Source organism: Streptomyces sp. NPDC030245, from assembly GCF_055572995.1.
Map to the genome: position 1 here is coordinate 833,122 of NZ_JBVICF010000001.1, position 20,823 is coordinate 853,944.

Sequence of the window (20,823 nt, forward strand, 5' to 3'; positions counted from 1 at the left end):
CCTGCCGGGGGCATCCCTATTCCTGGCTCTTGCTCCAGCGGTCGTCGGACTGCGTCGTCATCAGCGCCCGCAGCCTCTCCTTGTGCCTCTCCTCGTGCATGCCGAACTGCTCCCACGTGCTGGTCAGTTCCCACTGCGTGCGGAACGCCGCCAGGCTGTCCTCGTAATACTTGCTGTCCTTCAGGAACTGGTGCTCGAAGACGCTCAGGCCCCTGCGGGTGCGCTGAAGTGGATTCATCGTGATGTACGGCTCGAAGAATCCCGCCTCCGACGTGAGCAGCGTCGACCCGGATATGTCGGTGGGCGTCAGCTTCAGTTCGATGTGGTCGGGGAATCGCTCGCGCAGATCCTGATAAGAGGCGATGACCGGCAGGAACGTCTCCTGGTAATACGTGCTCGCCCGCACCCGGTCCACGATGTTCTGATGGCTCACCGGCTCCGAGTCCGCGCCGTGCTGCATGAAGATCGCGAGATTGTTCCAAGGACTGCTCAGAATCACGTGGAAATAGGTGCCGCGCTCCAGGGCGCGGTGGATCTGCCAGTAGAAGATGTCCAGGTCGGCGAGGAAATAGGACGCGCCCGCGTGCGCGGTCAGCCGGATCACGTTCCGCTCCGCGTCGATCGCTTTCTGCTTCGCGGTGTTGCGTACGTCGTTCTCCTGCGGTGTGTACGTGCGGTCGATCCGGTACGGCAGATCGTCCGCCTGCACCGTCGCCGCCCGCAGGTGCGCGAGCGCCTCCCGTATCGCGAGGGTCTGCGCGTGCTCCCGGCCCATCGCCTCCACGGCCATCTCCTCGGCGCTCTCCAGGAGCACCACGGCCCGCCGCCGGCGCAGCAGGCTCCCCGAGCCGCCGCTCGCCGCCTCGAACTCCGCGACGGCCAGCGCCGCCTGGGCCACGATGGTCTCGCGGTGGGTCGCCCCCAGGAACGCCGAGGCGTTCAGCTTCACGATCTCCAGCTCGCTCAGCTGCCGCTCGCTGAGCCGCACGTCGTGTCCGGCCGCGGCCGCCTCGAACGTCGCCGTGGCGAGGGCGCGCCGGGCGGCGATCGCGGCGGGGTGGTCGCCGCCCTTGAGGGCGATGGAGTGCTCCGCGGACCTGTCGAACTTCTCCAGGGTGTCGTTGATCCGGTCGATGTCCTTGTCCGCCCTGGCGACTTCGAGCCGCACCAGATCCGCGGTGAGCCGCGCGTCGGGGTCGTCGCCCGGCCGCGTGTCCATCTCCTCCAGCGCCTTGCCGGCCCAGAAGTCGGCGTCCCCGAGGTCGCCCCTGCGCAGGCTGACGGCGCCCAGGTTGGCGAGGATGCGGCCCCGCTCGGGCACCCGGCTGCCCCGCTCGGCCCTGCTCAGGGCGCGGCCCAGGACGAGCCGCGCCCTCTCCAGTTCGCCGTGCTCGGCGAGCAGCGAGCCCAGCTCGTTCCAGACGGACGCCGCGTACACCTCGCGGTCCGCCTCCACGATCTCCATGTGCCGCAGCGTCATGTCGGCCACGGACAGGGAGAGGGTCTTCATGCCGAGGGCGCTCAGCAGCTTCGCCAGGTGGATGAGCTGTCCCGCCCGTAACCGCTGGGACTTGTCGGCGGGGTCGGGCCTGCGGACGTGCTTCACGTAGGCGGCCAGGCGGCCCTTGTCCTGTCGGCGCGGCCCGGCGGGCGCCAGGAGCATCTCTTCGGCGACGGCTATGGCGTCGTCGAGGTACCGCGTGGTCGTCATGGTCCCTCCCGGGATGTCGCCGGCCCACGTGCCGGTGTGCTGGGTCAGCGGCGTATCCAGTGCACGGCCACCACGGAGTCGTGGCCCGCCTTCTTGAGTGCCTCGGCCACGGCGGCACTGACCCGGAGCTTCCGCTCCGTCTCGGTCGCCTCCACCGAGTAGAGCCGGACGGCCAGGGGCCACTGGTCCCTCGCCAGGTCCTCGATGCGGAACCGGAAGCGGTCGAACTGCCGGACGGCTTCGCGGATCGTGCCTGCGTAGACCGTGTCGCCCGCCGTGCCGGCCGCCGCGCGCCGCTCGACGATGAGGCCGAGGACCGCCGTCGGCCGGTAGGGGTCGCCGCGCTCCACCGGGCTGCCCGCGTACAAGCCGTAGTCGTCGAGGCTGACGTGGCAGTTGAGCCGCAGGGCGCAGATCTTCACGCCCTTCTGGGGCTCGCCGTACTCGTAGGAGGCGTCGGCCACGGTGCCGGTCAGCACGTCCTCGGTCTCCGGTGGCTGGTGGGTCGCCTTCCACGGTTCGTCGCGGCGGGCGTCGTCGAAGCAAACCCCCGGCAGCTGGACGTCCTCGCCCTCGGCGAAGCTGAGGTTGAGCAGGGCGAGGTCGGAGCGCCGGTCGTAGTCGAGCACCCCGCCCGTGACCTGCTTGCCGTCGGAGAGCCTGAGCATGACGGGGTCGAGGCCCTTGAGCTCGCGGGCCTTGAGGCAGTGCGCGGCGGTGAGGGCGAACTCGCGGGTGAGCCGCACGCCCGAGCCCCGGCGGCAGCTCTCGTCCTGCCCGAGCCCTTCGTCCCGCCGGCAGTCGTCCCCCCGCCGGCATTCGCCGCCCTGCCGGCAGCCGCTCCGGAAGATCTCGATGAAGTGCTCGTCGTACACCGCGGACCAGCCCCCCGTCCGGACCCCTGAGCGAACCCCCGCTTTCGCCTGGAAGACGTCATGGTAGCCAGAATCGGTTGCCGCGGCAGGAGTTCGGTCAGGGGTCGATCGCACGTCTCCTCAATGGCCTCGGCAGCCTGAAACGCCGCAGCCGCATCAGCACCTTCCGCCTCATGGAGATTTTTTCGGGATGGACCTCCGCGCGCAGCAGCGAAAGCACCCTGCGGTCGGCTTTCCTCGACTTCTTCACGGCCTTCTTGAACTCGACCCAGAATTCGTCGTTGTCGCTGATCCGGGGATTGTTCTCGCGCTGGGTGTGCCATTTTCCCCAGGCGAGTTTCCATCGTCTGCGGGCGGCGAAGGCGTGCTTGCAGGCGGCGAGCAGCTCGTCGCTGCCGTAGATCTCCAGGCGGGCGAGGAGCGGGGACATGTCGTCGGCGGGGGTCGTCTCGCCGGCCCGCCGTTCGGGGAAGGTGCCGGTCCGGCGGACGGCCTCCCTGAGGTCCGCCATCCGCCGGACGACGATCATCACTTCGTCGTAGACGGCCATCCGCCGGTCCCATACGCGGTTCTCGCGTTCGCGTCTGCTCGTGGCCCGCTGAATGAGCCACGCGCTGGAGAACGTGGCGAGGGCACCGAACGCCGTGCCGGTGAGCGCCGCTTCGGCCGGAGTCAGTCCCATGGCGTCATCATGGCGCGCCGGCGCCCCCGGCGAACCGGGAACGCCGGCCCTGCGTGCGGGCGGGGGGCTGCGCGTTCCGGACGGGCTACGCGTCCTTCAACTCCTGCCGCTGCCGCCCAAGCCCCTCGATCTCCAGCTCCACCACATCACCGGCCCGCAGGTACGGCTTCGGCTCGGGCTGCCCCATCGCGACCCCGGCGGGCGTACCCGTGTTGATGACGTCGCCCGGGTACAGCGTCATGAACTGGCTCACGTACCGCACCACTTCGGCGACCGGGAAGATCTGGTCGGCGGTCGTGCCGTCCTGCTTCAGTTCGCCGTTGACCCACAGCTTCAGGGAGAGGGCCTGCGGGTCCGGTACTTCGTCGGCGGTGACCAGCCAGGGGCCCAGCGGGTTGAACGTCTCGCAGTTCTTGCCCTTGTCCCAGGTGCCGCCGCGCTCGATCTGGAACTCCCGCTCCGAGACGTCGTGCGCCACCGCGTATCCCGCGACGTGCGCCAGTGCCTCCTCGTGCGACTCCAGATAGCGCGCCGTACGCCCGATGACCACGGCGAGCTCGACCTCCCAGTCCGTCTTGACCGAGCGGCGCGGCACCAGGACGGTGTCGTCCGGGCCGACGACCGTGTCGGCCGCCTTGAAGAAGACGACGGGCTCGGCCGGCGGCTCGGCGCCGGTCTCGCGGGCGTGGTCGTGGTAGTTGAGGCCGATGCACACGACCTTGCCGATCCGCGCCACGGGCGGCCCGACGCGCAGCCCCTCGGCCGCGAGCACGGGCAGGTCGCCCGCGTCGGCGGCGGCCCTGATCCGGTCGAGCGCCGCCGCGTCGGCGAGCACGGTGCCGTCGAGGTCGGCGACTACCCCCGACAGGTCCCGGAGGGTCCCGTCGGCGTCCAGCAGCGCGGGGCGCTCCGCCCCCGCCGTACCGACTCGCAGCAGTTTCATGGTCAGTCTCCCTTGGTCGAGCGTGGCCCGGCCGATGGGGTGCGGCCATCGGAGGATTGGTCGATCGTCCAAGGTCCCTGTGCCGTATGCAATACCCGGTTCACGTACTGGACCGTTACCCGGCGGTAGCCAACGCCCCCGCCCCGCCCGGCATGTCCCGGTACAGCACCGCCCGCTCGACCGCGCTCCACGTCGTACTGGTCACCACATACAGCGCGGCGGCCAGCGGCACCACGGCCACCGTGAACAGAGTCATGAACGACATCAGCGGCATCGCCTTGCTGACCGCCCCCATCGCCCCCATGCCGGGCACCTGCTGCTCCCCGGCCCGGCCCTGCGGCAGCGGGTTGGCCGCCAGCTGCGCCTTGGCGCGCCGGTAGTTGAAGGTGGCGACGGCGGCGACGACCGCGAACAGCGCCACGTAGACCAGACCCCGCGCCCCGAAGGCCCCGCCGTCGGCGAGCGCGTCCGTCCACCGGCCGCCGAGCGGCGCGGCGGCGAGGGTGTGGCCGAGCAGCGCGTTCGCCTCGCCGCCGATGCTGGAACTGGAGAAGAGGTGGTAGAGGAGGAAGAAGGCCGGCAGCTGGAAGAGGCTCGGCAGGCAGCCGGAGAGTGGCGACACCTGCTCCTTCCGGTGGAGCTCCAGGACGGCCTTCTGAAGCTTCTCGGGGTTCTTGGCGTGCTTCTTGCGCAACTCCGCGATCTGCGGCGACAGCTTGGCGCGCGCCTTCTGCCCGCGGGCCGCGGCGCGCGACAGGGGGTGGACGAGAAGTCGTACGCAGGCGGTGAACAGGACGATCGCGGCAGCGGTCGCCGAGCCGTGGAAGAACGGGTCGAGCAGGTCGGCGATGCGCTCGACCGACTCGGCGAACAGGGACATGAACGCGGACAGGGGATCGGACAGGAGATCGGACATGGAGGAGCCCTCCGTGGGTCTCGTCGTGCCGGAAGAGAGGACGACGGTCAGCGAGGGCTGCCGTCGCGTCGGCATGACGACCCGCGAGGGGACGCTCCGAAGGTCGAGTGTGGTCCCCTACGCGGCCGTCAGGACGGGACGGCCGGGTGCTCGGGGGCGCCTGCGGCCCCTGGCGTCGGGGTCGCGTTGCGGCAGGAAGGCGGTGCGCAGCTCGCGGTCGCGGATGGCCGTGCGCACTCTGGTGCGGGGCACGGCGGGCGCGCAGCGCGCGGCGATCACGGAGCAGACGGCGAGCGCGGAGCCCGCGGCGGCGGTCGCGGCGAGCGCGACGGCGGAGGCGAGGCTTCCGGTGTCGACGAGGACGACTTCGACGAGGAGGAAGAGGAGGAGCAGGGCGGGGCGGGCGGCGGTCTTGCAGGCGCGCCAGCAGTTCTTCCGACCGCGGATCACGTCACGCATCGCCATCCCCCTCTCCGTACTCGCACTCTGCACTCTCGCACTCTTGTCGTACTACTGACTACTGCCGTTATACAGGATCGACTTCGACCGGCTGGAGGAGCCGGCGGGGCCGGGCCAGCGCGCGGCTGACCGGATCCTTCGGGTCCGGATCGAGTCCGGGGCCGGGCAGCATCTCGACGTCGGCGGGCGGCACGAGCCCCCCACAGGCCGGGCAGTCGCCGACGGCCCCCAGCTCCGTACCGCACGCGGCATGGCGGAAGATGCGGTGCGGGGCGCTTTCGGTGAAGTTGTCGCGCCCCCAGGCGCCGAGCACGCAGAGGGTCGACCAGAGCTGGAGGCCCCGGTCGGTGATGACGTACTCCTGCCGCGAGGGAGCGTTCGCGCAGGCCCGCTTCTCCAGGACACCCGCGCCGACGAGCGTCTGGAGGCGCTGGGCGAGCACCGCGCGCGGGATGCCGAGGTGGACGAGGAAGTCGTTGTAGCGCCGCACTCCGTAGATCGCGTCGCGGACGACGAGCAGGGTCCAGCGCTCCCCGACGATCTCCAGCGCGCGAGCGACCGAGCACTGCTGGGAGACGTAGTCCTTGCCGAGAGCCATGGGTTCAGCGTAGCCGGTTCCCGCCACACAGGTTCAATGACTGAACTCGTGCTGCTACGGTGCCGTTCGACCGGCCAGGTTCATTCACTGAACCTGGGAGACGGGACGCCAGGAGGAGCCCGAGAAGTGCGTGAAGTACGTGAAGTACGTGAAGTACGTGAGATACGCGAGGTACACGAAGTATGCGACGCGGACCAAACGGGCCTGGCGGGCCAACCGCCGGCAACGAGCCGGCCGGGCGACGCAGGCGGCACGCACCGCCCCACCGCCACCCTCGCCGTCACCAGCTCCGCCACAGCCGTCGCCCTGATGACCTACACCGCCCCCGCGGTGATCCTCCCCGACACCGCGGCCTCGCTCGGCACCTCGCTCTCCGCCCAGGCCTGGCTGCTCAACGGCACCCCGCTCGGGCTCGCCGCGTTCCTCCTGGTCGCCGGGAGCCTCGCCGACGACCACGGCCGCCGGCGGATCTTCCTCGGCGGCACGGTCGCGCTCGGCATCACCACGGCCCTCGGCGCCCTCGCCACCTCCACCTGGCTGTTCACGCTGGCCCGCGTCGCGCAGGGCGCCGCGAGCGCGGCGATCCTCGCGACCAGCCTCGGCCTGCTCGTCCAGGCCTTCCCGCCGGGCGCGGGCCGGGTGCGGGCGACCGGCGTCTGGGGCGCGTGCGTCAGCGCGGGCATCGCCGTCGGCCCGCTCGTCGCGGGCGGCATCGCGACGTTCGACTGGCGATGGGCGTACGCCGTCATGGGCCTGGCAGCCCTCGTCGTGGCCGCCTTCGTCCCGCGTACGTTGACGGAGTCCCGCGCACCGCGCGCGGGCCGCCCCGACCTGGCGGGCGCGCTCACCCTCGGCCTCGCGCTGGTCGCGCTGGTCGCCGCGCTCACCCTCGGCCGCGACGGCTGGCTGCGGCTGCCGGTCGGCGCGCTGCTCGCCGCGGCCGTGGTCCTCACGGCGGCGTTCGTCGTGGTGGAGCGGCGCACCGCGGCGCCGATGCTCGACCTTGGGCTGCTGCGCCGCCCGCCGTTCCTCGCGGCCACGTCGGGCGCGCTGTTCACCGGGTTCTCCGTGATCGCGCTGCTCAGCTGCCTGCCGACGCTGCTCCAGCACACGCTCGGCACGTCCGCGATGAACGCCGCCTGGCTGATCTTCCTCTGGTCCGGCGTCTCGTTCCTCGTGGCCCTCCAGGCCAGGCGCCTGGTCGGCCGGGTCTCGGCCCGCCACCAACTGGTCGTCGGCTTCGCCCTGCACGCCGTCGCCGCCCTGACGATGCTGGGCGCGGTCTCCGCGGGCTCCTGGCCCCGGCTCCTGCCCGGCCTCGTCCTCTCCGGCGCGGGCAGCGGCCTGCTGAACGCGGCGCTGCCCCTGCTCGCGGTCGAGTCCGTGCCCGCGGAGCGCGCCGCGATGGGCTCGGGCGCCAACAACACGGCGCGCTACATCGGTTCGGCGGCGGGCGTCGCGCTGATGATCGCGGTGTCCACGTCGTCGGGCGACCTGGGGCGCGGCACGGATGTGGCGATGGCGGTGTCGGCGGGGTTCGCGCTGCTGGCGGCGGTCAGCGTTCTCCTGCTGAAGGAGCGCGGAGGCCGGGACGGGTCCTGACCTCGTCCTCCAGATCCTCCAGACCCTCCAGGTCCTCCAGCGGATCACTCGCGAGGACGTCTTCGTCCGGCCGCCCGTCCTCCCGATCGGCAGGACCGACGTACGACACCACGAGCGCGACGACGAGATTCACGGCGAGCGCGACGATCCCGGCGTTGACCCCGAAGACGGGATCGTGCTCGGTGAAGACAAGGGCGCACACGATCGCGACGCCCACCGCGAGCCCGCTCAACGCACCCGCCAGGCTCAACTTCCGCCACACGAGCCCCAGGAGCAACATCGGCACCAGTTGCGCCATCCCCTCGTAAGAGATGAGAGACAGCCGTACGAGGGTGTTGGGCGCCCCATAGGTCAGGGCGAGGGCGAGCGCGCCGGCCACGACGACCACGCCCTGCGAGGCGAGCTTCTGCCGCTGCGGGGTACGCCAACGGGGCAGCAGCGACAGCACGCTGCTGCCCCACATCGTCCCGATGACCAGCATGAACACGGCCATGGGCACGATGGAGGAGAGCGCGGCGGCGACCCCGATGACGCCGACGGCCCACGCGGGCAGCGAGTCGACGACGAGCCTGAAGAGCGCGAGGTTGGACTCGGCGCCGACGAGCCCCGGCACGACGAAGAGCGCGGCCATGCCGAGCAGCATGGGCACGAAGAGCAGGACGTTGTAGGCGGGCAGCCAGATGGCGTTGCGCCGCAGCCCGTCCGCGCTGCGGGCACCCAGATACCCGGCGACGGTGGTGGGGAAGATGACGACGGTGAGCGCGTTGAGGAGCGAGGTCGTCGCGAACCACGCTTCCCCGTACCGGCTCCCCCCGCTCCCCGGCAGCGTGAGCCAGGCGCTCTTCTCCTCGACGATCCGGTCGAGGAACGCCCCGTACCCGTCGAAGTAATGCTGGGGCACATAGACGGCGAGGAAGGCGAGCGTCCCGACGACCAGCACGTCCTTGAGGACGGACACCCACGCGCTGCCGCGCAGACCGCTCACGACGACGAACCCGGTCGTGACGGCGAAGCCGATGAAGTACGCCCAGTTGAGGCTGATGGCACCGTACGAGATCGTCGACACGACGACGCCCATGCCGGTGATCTGCAACTGGATGTAGGGCAGCAGGAAGACGGTGACGAGCAGCGCGACACCGGCACCGAGCCAGGGCCGCCCGTACCGGTGGGCGACCATGTCGGAGATGCCGACGAGCCCGTGCCGGCGGGCGTAGGCCCAGAGCATGGGCCCGACGACGTATCCGACGGCGTACCCGCAGGACATGTAGGCGACGACGTACAGCACGGGGGCGCCGTAGTTGTACCCCCACCCGGCGGCCCCCAGATAGCTGAAGCTGGTGTACCCCTCCCCCGCCATCAGCACCCAGATGAAGACGGCCCCGAGACTGCGCCCGCCCACGGACCACTCGGCGATCCCGCCCTGCTTGCCGCGCCCGCGGACGGCGGCGAGGCCGAGGGCGACGGTGCCGGCCATGAAGACGGCGAAGACGGTGGTGGCGACGGCTCCGTCACTCATGCCCGACCGCCCCTCCGCTTCCGGTCCCCGCGGTGGGCCAGCCACACGCAGAGGGGCGTGAGCACGGTCGCGCACAGCAGCCAGAAGAAGAGAAAAGGCAGCCCGAGGACGACGGGCCGCACGCGGTTGGCGAGCGGCAGCACGCCGAGATACAGCACGAAGGGGCCGAGGAGCCAGAGGAGGTGGGGGCGAGCCAGGTGGGGGCGAGCCAGGTGGGGGCGGCGAGCGATCACGGGAGTCGACCCTATCTGGGCCGCATGGACCGCAGCTTGCCCCACACGACGAGCCGGTACTTGGAGGTGTACTCGGGGGTGCAGGTGGTGAGCGTGATGTAGTACCCGGCATCGAGATAGCCGTACCCCTCGCGCACATCACTGCGAGGCACGTCCCGGATCACGCCACTGTCGCGGGCGGAGGTCTGCGGCAGGGTCTTGTCGACGACGTACGTGTAGAGGGCGTCCGCGGTGGCGACCTGGATCTCGTCCCCGCGCCGCAGCCGGTTGATGTACCGGAACGGCTCACCGTGGGTGTTGCGGTGCCCGGCGAGGGCGAAGTTGCCGCCCTGGCCGGGCTGGGCGGTACGGGGATAGTGCCCGACGTACCCCTTGTCGAGCACGCCCCTCTTGCTCACGCCCTCGCCGACGGGGACGCGGATGCCGATGCGGGGGATGCGGAGGACGGCGTAGGCCTGGTCCCAGCGGGGTCGGGGCGCGCCCGGCACCCCGGCGTCCCCCGTGGGTGGGCGCCCGTCGCGCGGCGACCGCTCACCGCGGCCCGAAGAGCCCCGGGGAGGGTCCCCGGAAGGCCACTCGTACGCACCCGGACCGGCCTCCCCACCCGCAGACTCGCCCCACTCCCTGTCCCACTCCCTCTCCAGGGCCTCGACCTTCCGCTCGGCGGCGGCGCGGGCCTGCCGGTTGGTCCACCAGAGCTGATGGGCGACGAGAAGCAGCAGAACGAGCCCGAGGGTGACGGCGACCTCGGCACCGTTCCACAGCAGGCGTACGCCGAGGGGGCGGCGCGGGCGGCGCCCCTGCTGAACGACGGGCACGCGACCCCGCACAACGCCTCCTCCACCCGACGAGCCTCCGGCGGCCCGGAGGATAGGCGCTGCACCGACAACAATCCATGCCCGAACGACAGCACCCCCGCACCCACCCCGTACCGACCCGAACGGGACAGCCCTCGCACCCACCCCCCACCGCACACCGACGCCGCCCCGGCCCTCCTGCGGAAGGCGCACTCGGCAGTACGGTGTCCCGTATGCGCCCCGAGAAGCCTGCTGCCGCCGACCACGTCGACGTCGACCACATCGCCGAAGCCGCGCGCCTGGAACGCACGGCCGACCTCTACCCGGAGGACGCCGAACAGCTCCTCCTCCAGGCCGCGGCCCACCTCGAACTGGCCGGCGCCCGCGACCGCGCGACGACGCTCTACGACCGCCTGCTGTCACCGTCCGCGCCGCACCCCCCGTCGGCGCCGCTCCTGATCCGCGCGCTGAAGGCCTCGAACCTCTGGGAGTACGGCCACGAGGCCGAGGCGCGCGCGATCATCGACGGAGTCCGCGCGGCGTCGCCCCGGGACCCCGCACCCTGGGTGATCGTGGCGGAATCACTCGAAGCACACGACGAACTGGAACAGGCGCAGGCGACCTTCACAGAGGCGGCGTCCCTCCTGATCCCCGCCACCACGACGGACCCCCCGTACGCGACGCACCCCCTCCTCTTCGGCCGCCACCGCGTACGCCGCCTCCTGGGAGCGGACCACGACGACTGGGACGCCCTGGCGGATCGGGTCTCCTCCTCTCCGATCCCGCTGGACGAACTGCACGACCCGAAGCGGGTGTGGTCGCTCGGCTCGGAGAACCCGGCGGAACTGCGGGCGGAGATCGCCCGCATCCAGGCGGAGTTGGGCTCGTACCGGGAGGCGCTGTCCCGCCCGTTCCCGGTGGCGATCCTGCACTGGCCGGCCGACGAACTGACAGAACTCCTGACGGCGTACCCGTCCCTGACCTCGGAGTACCCGTCCCACGAGGCCCACCTGTCGACCATAGAGTCCTCCCTCCGCGAACTCTCCTCCTCGGGCACCCCCAACCTGGGCATCGTCACGGGCACGGTCCCGTCCTACGAGGCCTTCGCCGCATCGGAAGCCTCCTCCCCGGAGGACTCATCACTCCTCCCCCAGTACGCGACGACACTGGCGGCCCGGGGGCGGGCGGTGTCTTGGCCACCGGAGCGGGATGGGGATTGTTGGTGTGGGTCGGGGCAGACCTACTCGTCATGCCACGGGGACACGGCGGGCATGGCCTAATGACGCCCGCGTGCCCGGGGACTTGACTCAGGCCTAGAACATCTCGCGAATGAACTGGTCATCTTCCCGATAAGCCAGCGAGATCTGCACTGAGGCAAGGAGATCCCTGAGGTCGCTACTAGGGGCCTCAGGGAGCAGAACAGCAAGCTTCGCGTCGCTCTCCTCTATGTGTCGGCGATAGTCGAGCAGCTGACCAATTGCTTCTCTTATTGCCTTGCGTGTCGACGACCCCTTGGCCTCATACAGGACGTTTTCAGTGCTGTCGTAGAGATCTGTCCAAAAGGTCGCGGAGTACCCCTTAATGCGTATTCGATGCCGAAAAACGCGGTGGTTCTGAGCGACGAGGAACGACTCATATGCCGTGCGTAGGTCGGATTCCCGACGCACAGCCACTCCGGCCGGGGAGGCCGCGCGGTCACCCTCCGTGCTCTCATGCTTCTCCGTCGCCGCGAGGGAACTCTCCGTTTGTGAGGCGACGAAGCGTTCCACGTCCGTCTTGGGCGACGGACCTATGCGGTCCTCGTTCCGCTGCTCGTACTCTCCGATCGGGCGCAGCCTGAAGACAACCACCTCCCTCATCACGCCCTTCGCATCCTTCGCCCTGCGAAAGGTGAAGGGCTCGACCTCATCGAGGGCGAACTCTCCTACGTACCGCTGCCACACGGCGCCACTACCCGCCCTCTTTCCATCGGCAACAAAGAGATGCAACCTCTTACCTTTGCCAACGTGATTGGCCACGGTGCCGTTGTTGCCGGCGAGAGTCTGGTTTCCCAGTCGCCCTTGACCCGTGTACTCGAAGATCACTCCCCGCTCGTCTTCTTCTGCTAGCCATCCATCCCGGTAGCCGTTCGCGGCCGCCTTGCTGTCGTCAGAGAACAAGCGGACGTGCTCATTGCCCAGAGAGGAGAGGATTCCTCCCTGGATGCCCCCGCCGTACCTCGCCTTAAGGTCAGCACGGGTCACAACATCACCAGGATTGATCGTCCATTCGGTCATGTTCGGACGATACAAGTCACCACTGACAACGGGCCGTCTCACTCTTGCCAGCCAGCGTCACCGACCACCTCTCCTCATGGGACCAGCCAGAAGGCACGACCCACCCGCCTCCGTGAACTCGGCGGACCCTGTTATGACTTGTGCTGAGCGCACCGTTTGCCGTCTAAGACCAGAGGAGTCGTCGTGGCGGAGCCGCAACGCACTGAGCAACCAGCAGGGGTGTACGAGAAGGTCGTGACTCTAGGCCTTCGGAGCGACCTCGATCGTCTAGAAGCCGCAGGCTGGAAGGCCATCGACGCCGAAGTCAGCGAAGAGTCCTCGCCCCATGTGCTCGCTCGCCATCTCAGTGCGGCCATCGAGCACCGACTCAGCCAACTCCCGCACGACAAGCGAGTTGCCGCGGCCAATCAGCTCATGAAGACCCTGGAGTCGGTTGCACCAGATGTCGACCCCACCTCGGCGATGGGCCTCATCACCGATGGCCCCCGCCAACTCCTCGCCCTCGCCGAGCAGGAATCCGCAGGCGTCTACAGCATTCGCCCGCTGACTCCGCTCTCCGAGACGGCACTCATCACCAACTCGCCTGAAGACCCCAGTCTCGGAGCAGAACTTCGAGCTGAGCTGGCAACCGCTGATCGCATTGACCTGCTCTGCGCCTTCGTGAAGTGGTACGGCATCCGCGTCCTAGAGGACTCCTTGCGGGCCGCGGCCGAGCGCGGCGTTCCAATCCGCGTGATCACCACGACGTACATCGGTGCCACCGACCGCACTGCGCTCGACCGTCTCGTCCGGGACTTCGGCGCCGAAGTGAAGGTCAATTATGAGATCCGCTCGACACGTCTCCACGCTAAGGCCTGGCTCTTCCGACGCAACACTGGCTTCGACACGGCGTACGTAGGCAGCTCAAACCTCTCCAAGGCCGCGCTACTAGACGGGCTCGAGTGGAATGTCCGTCTATCAGCGATCGCTACGCCGGCCGTCCTGAACAAGTTCGAGGCGACCTTCGATGCGTACTGGAACGACATCGCCTTCGAAACCTACGTTCCCGACCGCGACGGCGCGCGACTCGATATCGCCCTGCGTCAGGCAGGTGGAACCGGACGCGGCGAGGACATGCAGATCAACCTGTCTGGTCTTGAAGTGCGCCCGTATCCACACCAGCAGGACATGCTTGAACGCCTGGAAATCGAGAGGGAGTTGAGAGGCAGACACGAAAATCTATTGGTCGCTGCCACCGGCACTGGCAAGACCGTCATGGCCGCCATCGACTACCGAAATCTACGCAACAAGTCGGACGCCAGGCTTCCTCGCCTCCTGTTCCTCGCACACCGCCAAGAGATCCTGCGACAGTCACTGCGCACATATCGCGAGGTACTGGACGATGCTTCCTTCGGTGAACTCCTCTTCAGCGGCGAGCAGCCCAGCGACTGGAAGCACGTCTTCGCTAGCGTTCAGTCCCTCAAGGCCGAACGTCTGGAGCAGCTCGATCCTAAGCAGTTCGACGTAATCGTCATCGACGAGTTCCACCATGCGGCCGCTAACACATATGAACGAATCATCAAGCACTTCAAGCCGAACCAGCTCCTCGGCCTTACCGCGACGCCCGAGAGGGCGGACGGGCGCAATGTGCAAGATCTATATTTTGATGGGCGTATTGCCGCTGAGATGCGCCTCTGGGAAGCACTTGAGAATGATCTCCTATGCCCCTTCCACTACTTCGGAGTACCCGATGGCACCGACCTAACCCAGCTCAACTGGTCGTCTGGCACCTACGACGTAAACCAACTCGGAAATCTCTATACCGGAGATAATTCCCGGGCCCGCATCGTCATCAAGCAGGTGCAAGACAAGGTATCCGACCCCTCCTCCATGCGAGCCCTCGGCTTCTGCGTCAACAGGAAGCACGCGCATTTCATGGCGCGAACCTTCCGCGAGGCAGGGTTCCGGGCTGTAGCCCTCGATAGCGAGTCAGACACCGAGGAACGCAAGGCTGCGCTTAACCAGCTCCGCAAGGGAGAGATTCAAGTAATCTTCTCAGTGGACCTATTCAACGAGGGACTAGACATCCCCGATGTTGATACGCTGCTCCTGTTGCGCCCTACAAATAGCGCCACAGTGTTCCTCCAACAGCTGGGGCGTGGACTGCGCCGCACGGAAACGAAGCCGGTTCTAACCGTTCTCGATTTCATTGGCCAGCACCGCAAGGAGTTCCAGTTCGAGGAGCAGTTCCGCGCCCTAACTAACCTTTCCCGCAACCGCCTTCTGGAGCACGCGGAACACGACTTCCCTCAGCTTCCTTCTGGCTGCCAAATCATTCTGGAGGGTAAGTCGAAGGACCTTGTGATCGAGAATATTCGCACTCAGATCAAGGCGAATATCCAGATCCTCGCTAGAGAGGCCAGGGACTATGCAGCACCGGAGTTGAAGAAATATCTGAAGGAGAGTCGCCGCGAGATCAAGGAACTGTATAAGAATAGCAATTCGTGGTCGACCGTCCTCCGCCGTGCTGGCCTCCTCGATGAAGCCCCGCAGCCCGGAGAGGAAGATCTACTCAAGCGTGTCCACTCCTTCCTACACGTGGACGATCCGGAGCGTGCACAGGCGTACCTGCGACTGCTCGCCGACAATGCCCCTCACTACGCTGATCTGAGCCCGCGCGAACAGAGCTATGCAAGGATGTTGTTCTTCAACCTGTGGGACAAGGCTGGCGGCTTCTCCAGCTACAGTGAAGGGCTTGATTCCCTGCGAAGCCAGAGAGTTTTCCGTAGCGAGCTTAGCCAGGTCATTAAGTACGTCATCGGCACGGCCGACCATCTTCCGATCAGCCCAGAAGGTCCGCACGCAGATCTGCCGTTGAAGATCCACAGTGCCTACAATCGCTCCGAGGTGCTTGCAGCCCTCGGCATTGCGAAGTTCGGCGGGCAGATGCCCGGTGCCTTCGCTCAGGGAGTGGTCTGGGCACCTGAGTGCCAGTCGGACACGCTGCTGATCACGCTGGAGAAGAACGAGAAGGACTTCTCCCCAACGGTCCGCTATAAGGACTATGCGCTCAGCCCGAAGATCTTCCATTGGGAGTCACAGAGCACTACGTCTGAGCACTCACCCACCGGGATTCGTTACCAGCAACATGTAGAGCGTGGCAGCCACGTCCTTCTGTTCATGCGTCGTTACAAGGACACCGACATCGGAAAGTCACAGCCCTGGATGTTCTTGGGTCCTGCGAAGTACCGCACCCACAAGGGCAGTAAACCGATGGCCATCGAGTGGGAGCTCCAGTACGAGCTCCCAGCCGATGTCTTTACCTACTCCAAGGTCGCGCCCTCGTAAGGCTTACTGCAGCCAAGGGCCGCCTCCGCTCTCACCACCAGTCAAGCAACCTCGATTTCGGTCTCAAAGCGGGTCTGTGCGCAGTCGAGAGCATCATCCGGGTCATGCCCGTGGGCGTGCAGCCAATGGAGGATGTCGGCGATCACTTCGATCGCCGGCATTCGGCCCGCCACCGCCGACACCGACAGCGGGTTTGTCTCTTCGACTCGTTCGGGATGCTTCTTCGCCGCCGTCCATCCATACAAACCGAGGATGGTTTCGGCGCGCGTCACGCGCGGTCCACCAGTGTGTCCGTACGGCGAGCTCAGGTTCGCTCCTAGTTCACACCAGGTCACTTTTCCGTCCGCCCGCAGTTGGACACCCCATCGATCCGCCACCGCATCTACCAAGGCCAACCCGCGTCCAGCCTCCGCCTCTCCGAGCTGTGGCATCTTCTGCGTACCCGAAAGAAGGGTTGGCAGGGCCTTAGTATCCCGATCATGGACCTCGATGCGCAGATATGCATCTCTCATGGCAACTGCCAGACGAGTCGGTGTACCGATGCCCACGTGCGTGACCACGTTGGTTACCAACTCGGTCACACACAGCTGTGCTGCGTCCACCAGCGCGTGTAGGCCCCAAACTCCCAGATGCAGGCGGAGCAGCCGACGCAACGCCGCCACCTCCTCCGGTTCCGCGAGGAAGGCGATCTCCCACGGCTTGCGCTGCATGCAACTTTCCCTGATCACATACATCTCCTCTCCATCGAGGATCACGCGCTCACAGCGTCGCAACTGCCCTTGCCACCAGGCCGTTTGCGCAATCAGTGGCGCATCTGTGTGCCTCACAGAGTGGCTTGCACACATCCCAAGATGCAATGTGCACGGCGAGAATCACGCGAAGGAGTGATTGGCAAGCGCACCTCTCGCCATGAAGACTGTGGCGAGTTATCGAGGAGGTGCCGGAATGGCAGGGTCCCCTACAGCGCGGCGTCGCCGTCTATCCATCGAGTTGAAGAAGCTGCGGGAGTCAAGCGAGCTGACATGTGCGCAAGTTGGGGCCGCCCTCGACTGGAGCGGGTCCAAGGTGAACCGCATGGAGACCGGGCACGGCCGCGTTCAGACCTCCGATGTGGACGCCCTGTGCCGGTTCTACCAAACGACCGACGAGATAAGGGAGTTCCTCAAGTCGCTCGCCAAGGAGGCACGCACGAAGGGCTGGTGGCAGCAGCACGCCGGAGGTATCCCCGAGTGGTTCAACATCTACATCGGCCTCGAACAGGAAGCCTCCTCCTTCCGCCAGTACCAGGTTGAAATGATCCCGGGTCTTCTGCAGATCCCTGAGTACATCCGCGAGATGTACGCCTGCAGCCACGGGATTTCGGAGGAGAACGTCGAGCGTGCAATCCAGGTACGCCTGGAGCGCCAGAGCCTCCTGAGAAGTGCAGACGCGCCCGACGCCTGGTTCGTCATCCATGAGGCAGCGCTTCGGAACGTCATTGGCGAACGTTCTTTGATGCGCATGCAGTTGGATCACCTAGTGGACGACATGAGGTTGCCCTCGGTCACCGTGCAGGTCCTACCCTTCGGCTCCGGCGTCTACCCGATGACCGGCCCCTTCACCATGCTGGGCTTCCCAGACCCAGAGGATCCCGACATCGTGTACCGCGATGGCATCACGGATGCGGTTTACCTGGAGGGGGAGCATCATGTGCGCCAGTACACCCGCGCCTTCGACGATCTGCGCGCGGTCGCATTGAGCCCCCTACAGTCGTCCCAGATGGTCCAATCGATCCTGAAGGAATACACGCGATGAGCACCGGCGACACCACTCCGCACCTCCCAGTCGACCTCGCCTGGTTCACGTCCTCATACAGCAATAACGCGGGCGGTGAATGCGTCGAGTGCGCCCGCGCCCTTGAGACCATCTACGTCCGAGACTCCAAGCGAGGGTTCGATGGCCCTACCCTCGCCGTGAGCCGCGACGCCTGGTCCCGCTTCGTAGCGTCCGGTATCAGTCGTAGGTGACACTGCTGGCCGCCCGCCGTGAAGTGCCGTAAGGCCACTCGCTTCTTAGCCAGAGTCGCGCCTCCACGCCTTGAGTAAAGGGCGCTCCGCTACGCTGCGCGTCGGCTGCGCCGATTCCGCTTCGCTCCACCCTTGACTCAAGGCGTTCCGGCGCGTGGGAGAAGCGAGCGAGCGGCCGAAGGGGTGGGGGCCTTGCCCTCGCCTGTCGCAGGTGTCGGGTTGAGTCGGCGACTATCGCTCGTGGTTGGGCGCATTCCGCCTCCTTGGGCACGCCGGGTTTCGTCAAGCGGCTGCAGACCGCTGCAAGCCCTGGGCAGAGGGCGCCAGCGTAATCTCGGCTACGGATCCAAAGGCACAGCTGCCGATGAACCATCGCCTCTCCCCATGGGCGGCATGCCGTGACGCCGTATGAAGGAGGAGACCGTTGCCTTACGCCCCCGAGCAGGACCACGACCGCGCGTTCCTCGAGCAAGCCATCGCCCAGTCCCGTCGCTCCCTCGCCCCCGGTACCAAGAAACCCTTCGGGGCCGTGGTCGTCGTGGGCGGGGAAGTCGTGGGGGTGGGGAGTAATCGGGTCGTCGAGGCGTGTGATCCGACTGCTCATGCCGAGGTCATGGCGCTGCGGGACGCGGGGCGGCGGCTCGGGAGCTTTCTTGTTGAGGGCGGCACGCTGTACTCCAGCTGCGAGCCCTGTCCCATGTGTCTCACCGCCTGCTACTGGGCGGGGATCGGTCGGCTCGTCTACGCCGCCGACCGGCACGACGCCGCCCGCAACGGGCACCCGGACCTTCAGTTCTACCGGGAGCTCGCGTTGCCCAACGGGGAGCGGCGGTTGTTGGACGAGGTGCCCGTCGAGGGGGAGGTCCGGTCCGCCGCGGTCGGCGTGCTCGCCGAGTGGGCCGCCCGGCAGCCCCAGCCGGTCGAACCGAAGCTCTGAGGGTGCCGGTCGGTGGCTCGTTGCTCCGCGTTAGCCTCGCCCCATAGACAACTTGGACGTATCACCGAGAGGCGGAGCAATCATGGCGAGGATTCCCGGAGCAGTCGTGGCCGCGAGTGGGCTGGTCGGGGGGTACGCCATCGCGCGAGCCACCAAGAAGCGGCCCCTCGGTGGGGTCGTGCTCGCCGCCGCCGGGACCGTTGCCGCCCGGCAGTGGCGGGAGGCGGCCGGCGGAAAGACCGCCGCCGCGCTCACCGCTGCCTACGTCGCCGGATTCGCCGGGTCGCATCCGCTCGCCAAGAAGGTGGGCGCCTGGCCCGCCGTGTTCAGCGTCGCGGGTGGTGTCGGGGTCGCGTCCTGGGTCCTCGCCGATCGCCGTAGCTGAGGCGAGAGGGGGGTGAGAGGGGGGTGAGAGGGGGCCAGAAGGGGTGGGGGCGGCTTCCCCCGCCTGAGGTCACGTCTCCCGCCCCCTCACCCTCCTCGCCACCCCCGCCGTCACCAACGCCCCCACCCCCATCACCAGCGTGCAGAACGCCCACACCACCGGCCACGCCTGTGCGTCCTGCGTGGGGTGTGAGTCGAAGGAGAGGAACAGCAGCGTCGATGGTGGGGCCGCCACCACGAGCAGGGTCCACGCCAAGCGGTCCCGGATGCCGAAGTAGGCGGCGAGGGCGAGGAGCGACACGGCCAGGAGCGTCACACCCGGCGTCGTCACCGGTGTCGTTTCGTTGAGCGCGCCCGGGGTCTCCGCGCGGTTGCGCAGGTCCCAGGGGAGGCACGCCACGTACGCCGTGGCCGCGAGCGCCGCGCCCAGGAGGCGGGTCGCGTACCTGGGGAGCGGTGCGGTCTGCCGGAGCGGTATCAGCATCGCGTTCATGTGTACGACAGTGCCGCTCGGCTACGAGGGTGCGACAGAGTACGCGTACTCATTCCCGGGGCGGCGGGCCCGAGCCGCGGAACGTCGAGCGGTACGTCGCCGGCGCCACCCCCACCCCCGCCACAAAGTGCGCCCTCAGCGACGCCGCCGTGCCGAAGCCCGCCTCCGTCGCCACCCTGTCCACCGTGTGGTCCGTGGATTCGAGGAGTTCTCGTGCCCGGGCCACCCTCCGCTGTGTCAGCCACCGCATCGGCGTCAGGCCCGTCTCCTCGCGGAAGCGGCGGCTGAACGTGCGGACGCTCATGGATGCGTGGGCGGCCAGTTCGCCGAGCGTCAGGGGGGCGGCCAAGCGCTCCTCCGCCCACGCTCGCGCCGCGCTCGTCGACGACGTCGAAGTCCCGACCGGGACCGGGCGTTGGATGTACTGCGCCTGGCCGCCCTCCCTGTGCGGCGGCACCACCGTGCGGCGTGCCACGTCCGCCGCCACCGCCGCGCCGTGGTCCTCGCGGATCATGTGCAGGCACAGGTCCACGCCCGCCGCCTCCCCCGCCGATGTGAGGATGCGGCCCTCGTCCACGTAGAGGACGTCCGGGTCGACCGTCACGGAGGGGAAAGTGCGGGCGAACAGGTCCGTCGACAGCCAGTGCGTCGTCGCTCTGCGGCCGTCGAGCAGGCCCGCCGCCGCCAGGACGAACGCCCCCGTGCAGATGGACGCCAGCCTCGCCCCGGCCGCCGCCTCCAGTGCCCCTGCCAGTTGTGGCGGCAGGGCGCCCGGAGTCAGCGACTCGTCCTCCTCGTGCGAGGCCGGGACGATCACCGTGTCCGCCCACGCCAGCGCCGCGACGCCGTGCGGCGCGCCGATCGGGAAGTCCGCGTCGGTGCGGATCATGCCGGGGCCCGTCACCGCGCATGTCCGCACCTCGTACAGCCGCTCCCCCGCCGGGCCCCGCGCGCCGCCGAACAGCTGGTGCACCAGGCCCAGTTCCATCGGCAGTACGCCGTCCCGTACGAGTACCGCCACCCGGTGCGTCCCGGAACTCATGGCCATGAGCAGAACCTAGCGGTCCC

Annotated in this window: 21 protein-coding genes; 7 read left to right on the forward strand and 14 right to left on the reverse strand. The window is 68.0% G+C overall.

All coding sequences use genetic code 11. The features are described from left to right. Nucleotides 1–16: 16 nt before the first annotated feature. The 7 genes from ACZ4Z4_RS03670 to ACZ4Z4_RS03700 all read right to left on the reverse strand — a co-directional run bounded on the left by ACZ4Z4_RS03670 (nucleotide 17) and on the right by ACZ4Z4_RS03700 (nucleotide 6,184). The gene (locus ACZ4Z4_RS03670; RefSeq protein WP_468321565.1) at nucleotides 17–1,711 is read right to left on the reverse strand and encodes a hypothetical protein; all 1,695 of its coding nucleotides are present in this window, start codon (nucleotides 1,709–1,711) and stop codon (nucleotides 17–19) included. 44 nt (nucleotides 1,712–1,755) lie between these two features. Next, nucleotides 1,756–2,586 (reverse strand): serine protease family protein, encoded by an 831-nt coding sequence (locus ACZ4Z4_RS03675; protein WP_468321568.1) that lies wholly within the window; start codon nucleotides 2,584–2,586, stop codon nucleotides 1,756–1,758. A gap of 97 nt (nucleotides 2,587–2,683) precedes the next feature. After that, the gene (locus tag ACZ4Z4_RS03680; RefSeq protein ID WP_468321571.1) at nucleotides 2,684–3,268 is read right to left on the reverse strand and encodes a hypothetical protein; all 585 of its coding nucleotides are present in this window, start codon (nucleotides 3,266–3,268) and stop codon (nucleotides 2,684–2,686) included. A gap of 85 nt (nucleotides 3,269–3,353) precedes the next feature. After that, on the reverse strand, nucleotides 3,354–4,211 hold the full coding sequence (locus tag ACZ4Z4_RS03685; RefSeq protein WP_468321574.1) for a fumarylacetoacetate hydrolase family protein: 858 nt from the start codon (nucleotides 4,209–4,211) through the stop codon (nucleotides 3,354–3,356). A 115-nt stretch (nucleotides 4,212–4,326) separates the two neighbouring features. Continuing rightward, nucleotides 4,327–5,103 carry a YidC/Oxa1 family membrane protein insertase gene (locus tag ACZ4Z4_RS03690; RefSeq protein ID WP_468322122.1) on the reverse strand — a complete coding sequence of 259 codons (777 nt, stop codon included), beginning with the start codon at nucleotides 5,101–5,103 and terminating at the stop codon, nucleotides 4,327–4,329. Nucleotides 5,104–5,244: 141 nt separating this feature from the next. Then, complete coding sequence (locus tag ACZ4Z4_RS03695) at nucleotides 5,245–5,586, reverse strand: DUF6412 domain-containing protein (protein WP_468322124.1); 342 nt, start codon at nucleotides 5,584–5,586, stop codon at nucleotides 5,245–5,247. Nucleotides 5,587–5,653: 67 nt separating this feature from the next. Further along, a complete protein-coding gene (locus ACZ4Z4_RS03700; RefSeq protein WP_468321577.1) occupies nucleotides 5,654–6,184 on the reverse strand; it encodes a winged helix-turn-helix transcriptional regulator in 531 nt (176 codons plus the stop codon). A gap of 204 nt (nucleotides 6,185–6,388) precedes the next feature. Between ACZ4Z4_RS03700 and ACZ4Z4_RS03705 the strand changes: the two genes are divergently transcribed. Further along, nucleotides 6,389–7,786: an MFS transporter gene (locus ACZ4Z4_RS03705; protein ID WP_468322127.1), complete on the forward strand. Its 1,398-nt coding sequence runs from the start codon at nucleotides 6,389–6,391 to the stop codon at nucleotides 7,784–7,786. Here ACZ4Z4_RS03705 and ACZ4Z4_RS03710 read toward each other — a convergent pair. From ACZ4Z4_RS03710 to ACZ4Z4_RS03720, 3 genes are read right to left on the reverse strand one after another with little or no spacing between them, the layout of a single operon-like run. Further along, on the reverse strand, nucleotides 7,740–9,302 hold the full coding sequence (locus tag ACZ4Z4_RS03710) for a sodium:solute symporter family protein (protein ID WP_468321580.1): 1,563 nt from the start codon (nucleotides 9,300–9,302) through the stop codon (nucleotides 7,740–7,742). The two genes, ACZ4Z4_RS03705 and ACZ4Z4_RS03710, sit on opposite strands and share 47 nt — an antisense overlap. Then, complete coding sequence (locus ACZ4Z4_RS03715; protein WP_468321583.1) at nucleotides 9,299–9,535, reverse strand: DUF3311 domain-containing protein; 237 nt, start codon at nucleotides 9,533–9,535, stop codon at nucleotides 9,299–9,301. The genes ACZ4Z4_RS03710 and ACZ4Z4_RS03715 overlap by 4 nt, the downstream gene beginning before the upstream one ends. Before the next feature lie 11 nt (nucleotides 9,536–9,546). Continuing rightward, nucleotides 9,547–10,353 (reverse strand): class E sortase, encoded by an 807-nt coding sequence (locus ACZ4Z4_RS03720; RefSeq protein WP_468321586.1) that lies wholly within the window; start codon nucleotides 10,351–10,353, stop codon nucleotides 9,547–9,549. 212 nt (nucleotides 10,354–10,565) lie between these two features. Between ACZ4Z4_RS03720 and ACZ4Z4_RS03725 the strand changes: the two genes are divergently transcribed. Further along, complete coding sequence (locus ACZ4Z4_RS03725) at nucleotides 10,566–11,612, forward strand: SEC-C metal-binding domain-containing protein (RefSeq protein WP_468321589.1); 1,047 nt, start codon at nucleotides 10,566–10,568, stop codon at nucleotides 11,610–11,612. Nucleotides 11,613–11,645: 33 nt separating this feature from the next. On the opposite strand, the gene ACZ4Z4_RS03730 is transcribed toward ACZ4Z4_RS03725, so the two are convergent. Continuing rightward, nucleotides 11,646–12,608, reverse strand: a complete 963-nt coding sequence (locus tag ACZ4Z4_RS03730) for an SRA domain-containing endonuclease (protein WP_468321592.1) — start codon at nucleotides 12,606–12,608, stop codon at nucleotides 11,646–11,648. A gap of 183 nt (nucleotides 12,609–12,791) precedes the next feature. Between ACZ4Z4_RS03730 and ACZ4Z4_RS03735 the strand changes: the two genes are divergently transcribed. Beyond that, nucleotides 12,792–15,935 carry a DEAD/DEAH box helicase gene (locus ACZ4Z4_RS03735; protein WP_468321595.1) on the forward strand — a complete coding sequence of 1,048 codons (3,144 nt, stop codon included), beginning with the start codon at nucleotides 12,792–12,794 and terminating at the stop codon, nucleotides 15,933–15,935. A 41-nt stretch (nucleotides 15,936–15,976) separates the two neighbouring features. On the opposite strand, the gene ACZ4Z4_RS03740 is transcribed toward ACZ4Z4_RS03735, so the two are convergent. Beyond that, nucleotides 15,977–16,645 (reverse strand): ATP-binding protein, encoded by a 669-nt coding sequence (locus ACZ4Z4_RS03740; protein ID WP_468322130.1) that lies wholly within the window; start codon nucleotides 16,643–16,645, stop codon nucleotides 15,977–15,979. 235 nt (nucleotides 16,646–16,880) lie between these two features. Here ACZ4Z4_RS03740 and ACZ4Z4_RS03745 point away from each other — a divergent pair, with 235 nt between their 5' ends. The 4 genes from ACZ4Z4_RS03745 (at nucleotide 16,881) to ACZ4Z4_RS03760 (ending at nucleotide 19,263) form a co-directional block, all read left to right on the forward strand. Continuing rightward, entirely contained in the window at nucleotides 16,881–17,729 is an 849-nt protein-coding gene (locus ACZ4Z4_RS03745) for a helix-turn-helix domain-containing protein (protein ID WP_468321598.1), read from the forward strand. Then, on the forward strand, nucleotides 17,726–17,941 hold the full coding sequence (locus ACZ4Z4_RS03750; protein WP_468321600.1) for a DUF397 domain-containing protein: 216 nt from the start codon (nucleotides 17,726–17,728) through the stop codon (nucleotides 17,939–17,941). Before ACZ4Z4_RS03745 ends, ACZ4Z4_RS03750 begins: the two co-directional genes overlap by 4 nt. Nucleotides 17,942–18,365: 424 nt before the next feature. Then, complete coding sequence (locus ACZ4Z4_RS03755) at nucleotides 18,366–18,878, forward strand: nucleoside deaminase (protein ID WP_468321603.1); 513 nt, start codon at nucleotides 18,366–18,368, stop codon at nucleotides 18,876–18,878. Between the two features lie 82 nt (nucleotides 18,879–18,960). Next, a complete protein-coding gene (locus ACZ4Z4_RS03760) occupies nucleotides 18,961–19,263 on the forward strand; it encodes a hypothetical protein (RefSeq protein ID WP_468321606.1) in 303 nt (100 codons plus the stop codon). A 69-nt stretch (nucleotides 19,264–19,332) separates the two neighbouring features. Here ACZ4Z4_RS03760 and ACZ4Z4_RS03765 read toward each other — a convergent pair whose 3' ends face one another. Together ACZ4Z4_RS03765 and ACZ4Z4_RS03770 are read right to left on the reverse strand one after the other, a co-directional pair. Then, complete coding sequence (locus tag ACZ4Z4_RS03765) at nucleotides 19,333–19,755, reverse strand: hypothetical protein (protein ID WP_468321609.1); 423 nt, start codon at nucleotides 19,753–19,755, stop codon at nucleotides 19,333–19,335. A gap of 49 nt (nucleotides 19,756–19,804) precedes the next feature. Next, the gene (locus tag ACZ4Z4_RS03770) at nucleotides 19,805–20,803 is read right to left on the reverse strand and encodes a GlxA family transcriptional regulator (RefSeq protein WP_468321612.1); all 999 of its coding nucleotides are present in this window, start codon (nucleotides 20,801–20,803) and stop codon (nucleotides 19,805–19,807) included. Between the last annotated feature and the right edge of the window lie 20 nt (nucleotides 20,804–20,823).